General features: G+C 71.6%; 8 protein-coding genes. 3 read left to right on the top strand and 5 right to left on the bottom strand.

What is annotated here, in order from left to right; genetic code table 11:
* Positions 1-156: 156 nt before the first annotated feature.
* Together ACWEFL_RS10065 and ACWEFL_RS10060 are read right to left on the bottom strand one after the other, a co-directional pair.
* Positions 157-1113, bottom strand: a complete 957-nt coding sequence (locus tag ACWEFL_RS10065) for a DODA-type extradiol aromatic ring-opening family dioxygenase (protein ID WP_451710016.1) — start codon at positions 1111-1113, stop codon at positions 157-159.
* A gap of 82 nt (positions 1114-1195) precedes the next feature.
* Entirely contained in the window at positions 1196-2458 is a 1263-nt protein-coding gene (locus tag ACWEFL_RS10060) for a Rieske 2Fe-2S domain-containing protein (RefSeq protein ID WP_451710014.1), read from the bottom strand.
* A gap of 250 nt (positions 2459-2708) precedes the next feature.
* On the opposite strand from ACWEFL_RS10060, the gene ACWEFL_RS10055 reads away from it, so the two are divergent.
* Both ACWEFL_RS10055 and ACWEFL_RS10050 read left to right on the top strand, forming a co-directional pair.
* Positions 2709-3695, top strand: coding sequence for an NAD(P)/FAD-dependent oxidoreductase (locus tag ACWEFL_RS10055; RefSeq protein ID WP_451710012.1), 987 nt, complete (start codon positions 2709-2711; stop codon positions 3693-3695).
* A gap of 22 nt (positions 3696-3717) precedes the next feature.
* Entirely contained in the window at positions 3718-4053 is a 336-nt protein-coding gene (locus ACWEFL_RS10050; RefSeq protein ID WP_451710010.1) for an indolepyruvate ferredoxin oxidoreductase subunit alpha, read from the top strand.
* A 255-nt stretch (positions 4054-4308) separates the two neighbouring features.
* Here ACWEFL_RS10050 and ACWEFL_RS10045 read toward each other — a convergent pair whose 3' ends face one another.
* The 3 genes from ACWEFL_RS10045 to ACWEFL_RS10035 all read right to left on the bottom strand — a co-directional run bounded on the left by ACWEFL_RS10045 (position 4309) and on the right by ACWEFL_RS10035 (position 8922).
* On the bottom strand, positions 4309-4986 hold the full coding sequence (locus tag ACWEFL_RS10045; RefSeq protein WP_451710008.1) for a hypothetical protein: 678 nt from the start codon (positions 4984-4986) through the stop codon (positions 4309-4311).
* A gap of 503 nt (positions 4987-5489) precedes the next feature.
* The gene (locus ACWEFL_RS10040) at positions 5490-7421 is read right to left on the bottom strand and encodes a peroxidase family protein (protein ID WP_451710006.1); all 1932 of its coding nucleotides are present in this window, start codon (positions 7419-7421) and stop codon (positions 5490-5492) included.
* A 151-nt stretch (positions 7422-7572) separates the two neighbouring features.
* Positions 7573-8922, bottom strand: coding sequence for a cytochrome P450 (locus tag ACWEFL_RS10035; RefSeq protein WP_451710004.1), 1350 nt, complete (start codon positions 8920-8922; stop codon positions 7573-7575).
* An 855-nt stretch (positions 8923-9777) separates the two neighbouring features.
* Here ACWEFL_RS10035 and ACWEFL_RS10030 point away from each other — a divergent pair.
* Positions 9778-10353, top strand: coding sequence for an AMIN-like domain-containing (lipo)protein (locus ACWEFL_RS10030; protein ID WP_451710003.1), 576 nt, complete (start codon positions 9778-9780; stop codon positions 10351-10353).
* Positions 10354-10579: the final 226 nt, after the last annotated feature.

The raw sequence follows: 10579 nt of genomic DNA, 5'->3' as shown, positions 1-10579 counted from the left end.
GCAGATGTGCGAGCGGGGCCTCCCGACCGGTGGGGCTGGCCACCGCCGTGACGGCGTGGGCGGCCTCCCGCAGCCGGTCGGCGGTGATCCGGGCGAGCACCCGGCCCACCAGCGCCTCGGTCCCGGCGTCCGCGCTCCGCGGTTGCGCCGTCCCGGTCACGAGGGCGCTCCGGGGACGGCCGCGGGCTCGATGAGCGCGACGGCCATCCCGGTGAGCCACTCCGGCATCGGCGCGTATACGAGCCTCCGGCCGGCGGCGAACTTCAGCGCGGCGGCCATCGCCACCCAGGCCCGCAGCTCCTGACCGCCGTTGCCGGCCGCCTCCTCGATGTCCTGGCTGGTCAGACCCGTGTACCGGTGCAGCCCGCCGCGCTCCAGTTCGGTGAGGAACTCCTCGTCGAAACCGGTCGAGATCGTCGGGCGGGCGGCCGTGACGATCGCACGACGACGGCTGTCGTACCGCTCCCAGTCGCCGCGTCCGTTGAGCCATGCCTCGACGAGGAACTCCTCGTCCTCGCCGCGCGGATCGCGCCAGTCGGAGGGCCAGGGCAGCCGGTGCGACAGACCGCCCGAGGCGATCACCACGACACGCCGGTCGCCCGGCAGGGCCTCGACCGCCGCCGCGATGTTACGGCCCAGCTCGGCGCAGCGGTCCATCCGGGGCAGCGGAGCCGCGAACACGTTCACCACCAGCGGCACCACGGCCACGTCCAGGCCGTTGAGCAGGTACTGGACGGCATGGGTCTGGCCGTGGTCGATCTGCAGGCGCGCGGAGATAGCGACCTCGGTGCCCCCGTCGACGAGGTGCTCCGCGAGGGCCTGCGCGAAGGCGGGGTCGGTCCGCTGCGGGCCCTTCGGCGTCCCGCTCTCGCCGGAGGCGATGACCTCGCCCACGCCGAGGGTGAACGCCGGGATCATGTCGAGCCAGAAGCCCCGGAAGTGGTTCGATCCGATGACGATGGCGACGTCGGGCCGGACGGCCTCGACGGCGCTTCTGGCCTCGTCGAGCGCGGCGCGGAACCGCTCCGCCCGGTCGGTGTGCACCACATGGTCCCCATGGGTGTTCATCAGGGTCGAGTGGGACGCTCCGACCCCGAGCACGATCTGTGCCATGTTCCAAATCCCTCGCTCCCGTAGGAGGTCACCGCCCGGTGCCCGGCCGCTCGCCGGCCCGGCGGTCCCGCGTGGTGACCGTTCAGTTCCCGGCCCGCGATTCCCGCACCGCGGCCGGCCGCCTCCCGGCATCCGGCCCGGCGGGCCCCGCGCCGTCGCCGCGCAGCCGGGCGGCCCGCTCCTCGCAGGTGTCCTCGGCGAGCTTGCGCCACTTCAGCAGGGAGTCGTCCGGACGGTAGAGGCGCTCCGGCGGTGCGTCCGTCACCTCCACCATCCACTTGTCCTGGCCCGAGAACTGGCCGTGGAAGAGCCATCGGACGAAGCCGAGGTACTTGACGTAGAAGGGCAGCGTCCGGATGCCCCGCCGGAAGCTCGCCATGACGCCGACGTACAGGTGGTGGTCGTCGTCGACCGGCACGTAGAACTCGTAGTGGATGAAGGTCGGATAGACGATGCGCAGGACGCCGGGCATGCTGACCGAGGCGAAACCGGGGAACTCCTGCGCGGCGATGACCGGGTTGACCTCACGGTGCGAACCGGTGTTCCCGATGTTCGCGACCTCCCGCGGCGGCTTCATCTTGAACCACGCCTGGTTGTTCCACCTCCCCAGACCGGGGAAGTCCGCGTCCCAGTGCTGCTTCTCCTGCACGCGGTAGATCCACCGGCCGCGCTGGACGATGCGGGTCTCGTTCCAGACGGGCATGGCCTTGAACACCCGCCACAGCGCCGTCCGGTGCAGATACTTGGCGTGTCCCTCGTCGTACCCGTTCTCGCAGGCGAAGCGCCAGTTGCCCTGGCGCGGCTGGATACGGGAGCCGACGACCGCCGCGTTGTCGACGAGTTCCTCCGGCAGCTGCCCGTCGATCGGCGGGGCCTTCTCGCCGTCGCCGACGAAGACCCACACCATGCCGAGGCGTTCGGCGACCTCGTACGTCGGCTGGGTGACCTTGCCGCAGATCGGGGAGGCCGGACCGTCGGTGATCGCGGCCAGCAGATCACCGGTCCGCAGATCGAACGTCCAGCCGTGGTACGGGCACGAGAGGGTGCCCGGAAACTGCTGATTGCCCTCGCTCAGCGGCACGCCCCGGTGCGGGCACCGGTCCTTGAGCGCATGGACGGTTCCGTTGTCGCGGATCAGCACGATCTTCTCGCCGAGCAGTGTGATCTGCCGGGGCTTGCCCGTGACCTGCGAGGAGTACAGCACCGGGTACCAGTAGCCGCGGAATCCCGAGGCGGCGGCCTGGTAGTGCGGCCAGCTCGACCAGTCCTGCCGGCCGGGCAGTCTTCCCGGCCGTGAGGCGAGGCGGCGCGGGGGAGTGGCCTCGTCCCCGCTCTGTACGCTCATGAGCGCTCCCTTCGGATACCTCCCGGCCGCCGTGCGACCCGGATACGGGGGAAGTGCATCACCGGGATCGTCCCCCCCCAAGGGCGGCGGTCCGCTGACCGAACCCCGGTCCGGACTTCACCGGCGGTTCCGCTGAGCGGTCCCGGACACACGGCGCGGAGACACCGGCCGCCTAACGTGCGGAGCGCACACACCGCCTGGACGACATCCGTCCACTCCCCATCCCCATCCGTGACCGACGGAGGTCGGCATGCCCGCAGCCCCCATCACCACAGACATCCTCGTCGTCGGCGCAGGCCCGGCCGGCCTGTACGGCGCCTACTGCGCCGGCTTCCGCGGCCTGCGGACGGTCGTCGTCGACGCCCTCCCCGAACCCGGCGGGCAGGTCGCCGCGCTCTACCCGGAGAAGGAGATCCGCGACGTCGCCGGCCTGCCGGGCGTCCGCGGGCGCGATTTCGTCACCGCGCTGCTCGCCCAGGCCCAGACCTACGACCCGCGGTTCCTGCTGGGACGGCAGGCGGTCGCACTGCGGCACTGCCCGGCGGGCCGACCGCAGGTCACGCTCGCCGACGGTCAGCTCGTCGACGCCGGTGCCGTGGTGCTCACCGGCGGCATCGGCACGTTCACCCCCCGGCCGCTGCCCGCCGGTGAGGAGTTCCTGGGCCGCGGCCTGAGCTACTTCGTACCCGACCCGGCCGCCTACCGCGGTCAGGACGTTCTCGTCGTCGGCGGCGGGGACAGCGCCGTGGACTGGGCGCTCACCCTTCAGCCGATCGCCCGCTCGGTGACCCTGGTGCACCGCCGGGATGCCTTCCGCGCCCACGCGGCAGGCGTCGCCGCCGTCACCGGAAGCGGTGTACGCATCGTCACCAACGCCGAGGTGGAGGCCCTCACCGGCAACGGTGTGCTCCGGCGGGCCCTGGTCAGGGTGCGGGGCGACGCCGAGCCACGGGTGTTCGCCGTCGACAGCGTCGTCGCCGCGCTCGGCTTCGTCAGCAATCTCGGCCCCCTCGCCGCCTGGGGTCTCGAGCTGCGCCGCCGGTCCGTCGTCGTCGACACCCGGATGCGCACCAACCTCGAACGTGTCTACGCGGCCGGGGACATCACCGAGTACGAGGGCAAGGTCCGGCTGATGTCGGTCGGCTTCGGCGAGGTGGCGACCGCGGTGAACAACGCCGCCGTCCGACTCGACCCCGGACTCTCCCTCTTCCCCGGCCACTCCACCGAAACCGTCTGAACCACCGATCGGAGGTACCGCCATGGCCTATGTCATCGGCGCGCAGTGCATCGACGTCACCGACCGAGCCTGCCTGGACGTCTGCCCCGTCGACTGCATCTACGTCGGGGATCGCAAGAGCTACATCAACACCAACGAGTGCATCGACTGCGGCGCCTGCGAGCCCGAGTGCCCGGTCGAGGCGATCTACCCCGACCGGAAGGCCCGCTCCGACGAGAGCAGGGCGGTCTTCCTCGCGGACTCCGTCGCCTTCTTCGCCGAACCGCTGCCCGGCCGCGACACACCCCTCGGGGACCCGGGCGGGGCGGGGCCCGTCGGGGACCTGGGCGTCGACACGACGCTGGTGAGCGCGTACTGAACGGCCCGCGCCCCGAGGGAGCCCCCGGACCAAGGAGACCGGGCGGCGTGTGCGGGGACCCGTGCCGACCCGGCACCGCGGGCCCCGAGCCGGACGGCCGCCCGTCTGTGCGAAACGCTCGGCTGGGAACCCCAGCCGAGCGCCTGCATGAACTGCTCACGGCCTGATCAACACAACCACGTGTTGCGACGACCGCGGGGAATCGCCGGAGAGTCCGGCCCTCCCGGCGGCCGTGACCGCTTCTCGCCTTTGCCGTCAGGCGTCGGCACCGGTCTCCGCCGTGGCGGCGGTCGGCGCGGTGGCCGCGGCTACAGCCGTGTAGTACACCGTGATGCCCTGCTTGGCCCGCTCCGCCCGGCCACGCGCCACCAGACGCTCGGTGGTGGTGCGCACGAGGTTGTCGCTGGTGTTGCGCTCGGGGTGGGCGTCCGCGAGGGCACGGGCGATCTCGCGTGCCGTGCGGGGCTCCGACTGCGCGACGAGGTGACGGTGGATCAGGTCGGTGAGTGCCGGGCCCTTCTCCGGCGCCGCCTTGTCGGCCGCCGACCTCGCCGCCGGCACCGTCTTCGCGGGCTTCTTCGCCGGCTTCTTCGAAGCGGCCTTCTCCGCGGGCTTCTCCGCGACCTTTGCGGCGGGCTTCGCGGCGGGCCTGCTCGCCGTCGCCTTCTTCACCGTCGCTTTCTTCGCCGCGGCCTTCTTCGCGCGGGCCTTTCCTGGCGTGCTCCTTCCTGCCGCGGGAGCGTTCTTCCCGCCGCCGAGCGCGGCGTTCATGCTCCGCAGCAGCTCGTGGTCCTGCTCCAGCACGGCCAGCTGCTCCTGCAGCGTGGCGATGTCCGCACGGACACGATCCTGTTCGACCGTGTTCTCTTCCAGGTCGCCACGGACCTTGTCGGCGTACGCGCTCTTGAGATCGGTGTTCTCCACCTGGGGCATAACAACTCCTGTTGGGTGTGTCGGGTGTCCGGTGAACGGACTCTACGTCACCGCGCCATGGACGCCTGCGGCCCGGTACCCCGCCACGCACTCGGCGGGTGAGAGCCCATGATGAAGTCCGAGGCGTCCGGGCGCCGCCCGGACGGTGAGCCGCCGGGGTGTGGCGGCGGTACGGGCCATAGGTCGGCACCGGCCATCAGGCGTTGTGCTGACCGGAGTTGGGCTGATGGGAACAGGCGGTCACCATGAACGAGAGACCTGTGTGCCCCGGCCCTTGGGCGTACACCTCGCCGCGGTCCGGGCCAAGGCGCAGAGCCTCCGCCCCACCGGCACCGCCGCGCAGACCGTCTCGCTCCGCCGGTGCGGAGCCGACCGCGGTGTCGGCGGAGACACTTCGACGTCCTCGAGGCCCGCGGAGCCGGAACCCGACGGGGACGGAACCTTCACTGTCCGTCGCCCCGGCTGTCGAACCGGCGTCCGGGGACGTCACCCATGAGGTTCGCTCACGGTTCCTTCCAGGGGGTGAAGGCGTTGGCGACCCCGTCGAGAGCGGGGGCCAGTTCGGGGTGGTGTCGCAGCAGGACGGTGACCATGGAGTTGCGGTCGATCCAGCGCAGACCCTCGGCGGTGTAGATCTCGGGCCGGTAGTCCGTGGTGAAGAAGCGATCGCTCTTGAGGCGGCGGCTGGCCATCAGGACGAAGATCCGGAAGAGGGTGTCGCTGAACCCGAAACCGTCCGGCCGGGGCTCCGCGAGATTGCCGACCAGGGTGTCGACGCGATCGAGGCGGCCGTCGTACAGCTCCCGCAGGAGCGGGGTGTCGTCGGGATGCCCGCCGGTCAGCTCCTCGAAGGAGGCGACCGGGCGCTTGCGGAGCATCCGCCGGAAGGCGTTGTAACGGGGGATGCCGCGCTCCCGGTCGCGCAGGATGTCGACGGTCGCCAGGTCGATGTGCTCACCGGAGAGCCGCCTCAGCGTGCGCAGTGCGTCGGGGTGGTTGTGCAGGACCAGCGCGCCGGGGTGAGCGGTTCCGAAGGTGTGGAACAGGTCGCTCATCCCGTACGCGTCGATCGCGTCGCGGGTGGTCGTGCCCTGCATGTCGTCGAAGCCGACGACCTCCCGGACGGTGCCCTTGTGGTGGTCGCGGATCGTGATCTCGTCGGGGATCAACGGGTGCAGACGGTACGCCGAGACGAACTCCTCCGTCATCGAGAAGGGTGCCCCGTGGTGGTCCGTCGGTGAGCCCAGGATGCCACCGAGCGCCTCGCTCGAGGTGAGGCGTCCGAAGCGTTTGGTCACCCACCGGGGCAGGAGCCCGTACCAGTTGGCGTTCATGGAGTGGCGAGCCACCGGACTGTCGAGGATCCCCGGTGTCCACTCCACGGTGTGGATCTTGGCCATGAGGGCGGTGTTGACGAGCCGGGCCGTGTGGAAGAGCCGTTCGTCGTCCCAGGTGGGGTGCTCGGCGGCGATCAGATCGCAGATCGCGTTGTGCTCCTTGGCGAAGAGTGTGTGGAGCAGGGAGAGACCGGCCCAGTAGTCGCCGTTGAAACCGGTCGCGTCCAGACAGGAGAGTCCCGGCCGGGTGTCCGAGGGCAGTCGGCCGTTCTCCAGCCGCAGCCGGCCCCGCTCCCCGGTGCGCAGCGAGCGGCAGCGCTTCTCGTCGGAACCGTAGATCTGGGAACCGTCCCACCAGTGGGTGACGGTGTTCTCGTACGTGGGCGGGGCGTCGGGTGTGGTGTGGGAGACCGCGTCGGGGCGGGTGCGGTTGACCCGCATCGGGCACTCGGCCCAGTCGTCGTCCGCGGCGAGGGGAACGGTGAAGGGCTCCGCCTCCGCGTTGTCGCCGTGGTTGGCCCAGCCGTGGTTCTGGAACTGGATCCAGGCCGCCGCGAGCAGATTGAGCGAGGTCGCCGGAGTGAACTCGCGGCGGGCCAGGACCCGTCGGCTCACCTCACGGGGGCTCGGTTCCATCAGCTCCGCGTCGGAGTCCGGAAACGCCATGTGGAGAGGGGCGTTGCGGTCGAGACGGGTGCCGACCCGGCCCATGTCCTCGTCGTACGGGTCGTATCCGGAACCGTCGTACGAGCGGTGGGGGGCCAGGCGCGGGGTGGGGCGGCGGGGACGCTCGCCGCCCGCGCCGAAAGTGTCGTGCAGGTTCTCGCGGCGCAGGTCGGAGCGGAGGACCTTCACGTTCATCAGCCCGAGGAAGGTGGGCAGCTCCCACCATTCGCGGCTCTGGTTGATTCCGGCGAAAGCCGCGGACTCCAGGCGCTCGACGAGAGAGGGCGGACCGAAAGGCCGAGGACCCCCGGTGGCGGGGGCCGCCTCGGGCAGCGGATTCGGCACTCCCCGCGGCCGGGGCCCTTCGGGCGGGGGCCCTTCGGGCGGGGACCCGGCGGCGCCGGAGGCTTGGCGGGAGGTGGTGTCGGTCATGCGGGTTCCTCAGCGGTCGTGGAGGGTGAAGAAGCGGGTACCGGTCACCGGGCCGCGGAAGGCGGCGAGTTCGGTGTCCATGTGCTCGCGGGTGTCGGGGACGTCGGGTTCGAGGTCGTGCGCGTACCGTGCGGCGGCTCGACGGGACGGCCTACCGGGGGACGAGCCGGAGCCGGATGCCGGCCGTGTCCACGATTCCGGGCAGCGGACGCCCCACGTCGAGGGCAGGACGCGCACCGGCGAGGCGGTGGCCGCGCAGGACCTCGGCGCAGACCATCGAGGTCAGCAGCAGCGCGATCCGCTCCCCGGGACAGCGGGCGCCGCCGTGGCTGAAGGGGCCCATGCTCAAGTCCCGGTCCGCGCCGGGCGCGAGCCAGCGGCCCGGTGCGAAGAGATCGCCGCCGGGCACCCGGTGCGGGTCGCGCTGGTGGAAGCCGATGGGGACCAGGACGTCGGTACCGGCCGGGAAGCGCACCCCGCGCCACACCGTCTCGGCGCGGGTGACCCGTACCAGGTCCGGAACGATCGGGTACAGCCGTACGGACTCCCGGAGGCAGGTCCGCAGACGCGGCAGCCCTGGAACACGGCCGGCGGCCTCGGCGTGGGCGACGTCCTGTTCGGCCGGGTGCAGGGCGAGGAGGAGCAGGGTGCGGGCGACGACGGGGGCGGCCAGGTCGACGCCGAGCAGCCAGTGGTGGGTCTGGCCCAGCGGATCGGTGCCCTCGGGGGAGGGGACGGCCAGCGCGCGAGCGGCCAGGGTGTGCGCGGGCGCGTCGGCCGCGTACCGGGCGATCCTGGCCTCGGCCCTGGCGTACAGGGCCTTGTTGGCCGTGGGCCTGCTCCAACCCATCCAGTTGGCCCGGCCTCGCAGGGTGATGAGCCAGTCGGTGAGTTCCTCGTCGTCGGCCGCCCGGTCGCCCAGGACCACCCGCCGCGAGACGCGGGTCATCGTCCTCCAGACGCGGGGGAAGTCGAGGAAGCCGCCCGAGACGAGCCGTCGGCACTCCTCCTCGACGACGCCCTGGAACTCCGCACAGGACGGATGCACCGGCTCCTCGGCGGCGAGCGCCTCGTCGTTGACGCGCCGCCGGTCCTCGCGCTGTGCGCCGTGCGAGCAGATGACGCCGGTGGGCTCGAAGACGGAGAGGCTGTTGAACTTGTCGTCCGCGTCCATGGCGAGGGTCATCACGGGTTCCTCGAAGAACCGCCTGATGTCGGCCTGGTCGAAGAGGACGAGCATGTCGCCGGAGAGCGCGCGGACCCGGACGGGTGCGCCGCGGTGGCGGGCCCTTATCGCACGCAGGGTCGCGTTGGACCAGCGGGGCTGGTTCAGACGCGCGTACAGGGACACCACCTTGAACCGGGGGTTGGCGACCCCGCGGGCGAAGACGGGCAGGGTGTGGGTGGCGACGAAGCGGATGGTCTCCGCCAGCCCCGCGCGGACCGGGGGCGCGGTGGAGGAGTCGCGGTCCGTGCGCCGGTCCTCGGTGGAGTGGGTCACGCCGAGACCGCCTTTCCGGGGTTGTGGACCGTACGCATGGGTTCCTCCGCGAAGCCGGTGGCAACGATGGGTAGTCAAGTCACCACACTGCGTTGACGCTTCGCAAGTGGCCTCCTCCGCTGCCGCCGAAGGGAAGCGCACGGGCGGTAGTCGGAACGACGGGAGTTCCGGGGAAGGGGTGTGACGCGCCTCCTCCCCGCGACGGCCGGGCCCGGCGCTCCCCCGTGTGTCCCGTCGGCTGTCACGGTGACCGCCGATTCCCGGTGCTCCCGGCCCTCGTCCGTGTCGGCGGAGTGGGGGAGTGACATGCACCGGCCCGGAGTTGACGGACGGTACACCGGGTGAGTGGGACCCGGAGGGATCCGGGTCCGTCGGCCCGCGAAGGCCGGTGTGGTCCTGCCCGGTCGAACGCGGGCGTGGCGCTGCTGCCGCTGCCGGGTGGTCGGGTTGCCCGCCGCGGACGCCGACGCGCGTGTGGGAAGGGCGCGTTCCACGGATTTGCGGGAGCGATCATGTGAATCGTGCGGTTCAGCGCAACTTTTCACCCGGTTCCGTCGTCTGGATTGGCGACTGCGGACTTGCGGGCGTCGCGACCACGACCGCTCCCGCACGGCCGCGCACCGGTCGCGAAGCCTCGAAGGAGTACCGGGGAGCACACGCGTATCACGTACGTACGTGAGGCGCGACCTCACCGGAGCGCCGGTTCCGACCGCTCACCGCGGGGCCGCCCGGTCCCCGTCTCACCGAATTGCGCACAGGTACGGATGCCGCCGAACGGCCTGACGGAAAGGGGAGATCGCGGAAGGGGCGCCGCCCCTTCACAGCAGTCCGAACTCGAACTTCTGGAGGCACATCATGCGAAGGTTAGGAACGGTTTCTGCGGCCCTGGTGCTGACGGGCGCCGCACTGGCGGGCACGGCCGGAACAGCGGGCGCGGTGACCGGACAGGTGGACGGGGCCGCTTCAGCGGCGGCGTGTTCCACCGTGTGGGGAAGCGGGACCAAGTCGGCCGCCGACGCGGTGGCCGAGCCGTTGAGGAACATCAGGACCGGTCGGAACACCTGCTACGACCGCATGGTCTTCGACATCGGCGGCGCCTCCGGCAAGGTCGGCTACCACGTCGGCTACGTCAGCGCCTTCTATCAGGACGGCTCCGGCGAGAGGATCCCCGTCGCCGGCGGTGCCATCCTGCAGATCCATGTGAACGCCCCGAGCTACGACCCGGCCACCGGCAAGCCCGTCTACGCCGCTCGGGCCAAGCAGCCGCTACCGGGTGTGAACCTCACCGGGTACCGGACCTTCAAGGACACCAAGTTCGGCGCGAGCCTCGAAGGGCAGACCCAGGTCGGCCTGGGCGTCCGCGCCAGACTGCCGTTCCGGGTGCTCCAGTTCGGCGAGCAGGTGGTGGTGGACGTCGCGCACACCTGGTAGCGAGAACGGCACCGGGGCCGCCCGGCCGCACCCCGAGTGGGCATGGCACGGACGCGCCGGAAAGCCGGCAACGGGCTGATCCCGGAGCCCCTGCGTGTCCGGGCGGTATCCGCGTGAGGGGTGTGGCCGAGTGAACCCGGAAGGGGGCCCGGGGTGAGGCCGGGCCTCTGAACTCCCGAGTCTCCGAGCCTCCGGCCGGTGGCTCGGGTTCGGCTGCCGGGGCGGG

The sequence above is a fragment of the Streptomyces sp. NPDC004838 genome, assembly GCF_053600955.1.
This window is presented reverse-complemented; position numbering and strand designations above follow the sequence as displayed.

What these genes read in the sequence shown, in the direction of transcription:
- ACWEFL_RS10030 (WP_451710003.1), top strand. Translation starts at nt 9,778, where the DNA reads ATGCGAAGGTTAGGAACGGTTTCTGCGGCCCTGGTGCTGACGGGCGCC.
- ACWEFL_RS10060 (WP_451710014.1), bottom strand. Translation starts at nt 2,458, where the DNA reads ATGAGCGTACAGAGCGGGGACGAGGCCACTCCCCCGCGCCGCCTCGCC.
- ACWEFL_RS10055 (WP_451710012.1), top strand. Translation starts at nt 2,709, where the DNA reads ATGCCCGCAGCCCCCATCACCACAGACATCCTCGTCGTCGGCGCAGGC.
- ACWEFL_RS10050 (WP_451710010.1), top strand. Translation starts at nt 3,718, where the DNA reads ATGGCCTATGTCATCGGCGCGCAGTGCATCGACGTCACCGACCGAGCC.
- ACWEFL_RS10045 (WP_451710008.1), bottom strand. Translation starts at nt 4,986, where the DNA reads ATGCCCCAGGTGGAGAACACCGATCTCAAGAGCGCGTACGCCGACAAG.
- ACWEFL_RS10040 (WP_451710006.1), bottom strand. Translation starts at nt 7,421, where the DNA reads ATGACCGACACCACCTCCCGCCAAGCCTCCGGCGCCGCCGGGTCCCCG.
- ACWEFL_RS10065 (WP_451710016.1), bottom strand. Translation starts at nt 1,113, where the DNA reads ATGGCACAGATCGTGCTCGGGGTCGGAGCGTCCCACTCGACCCTGATG.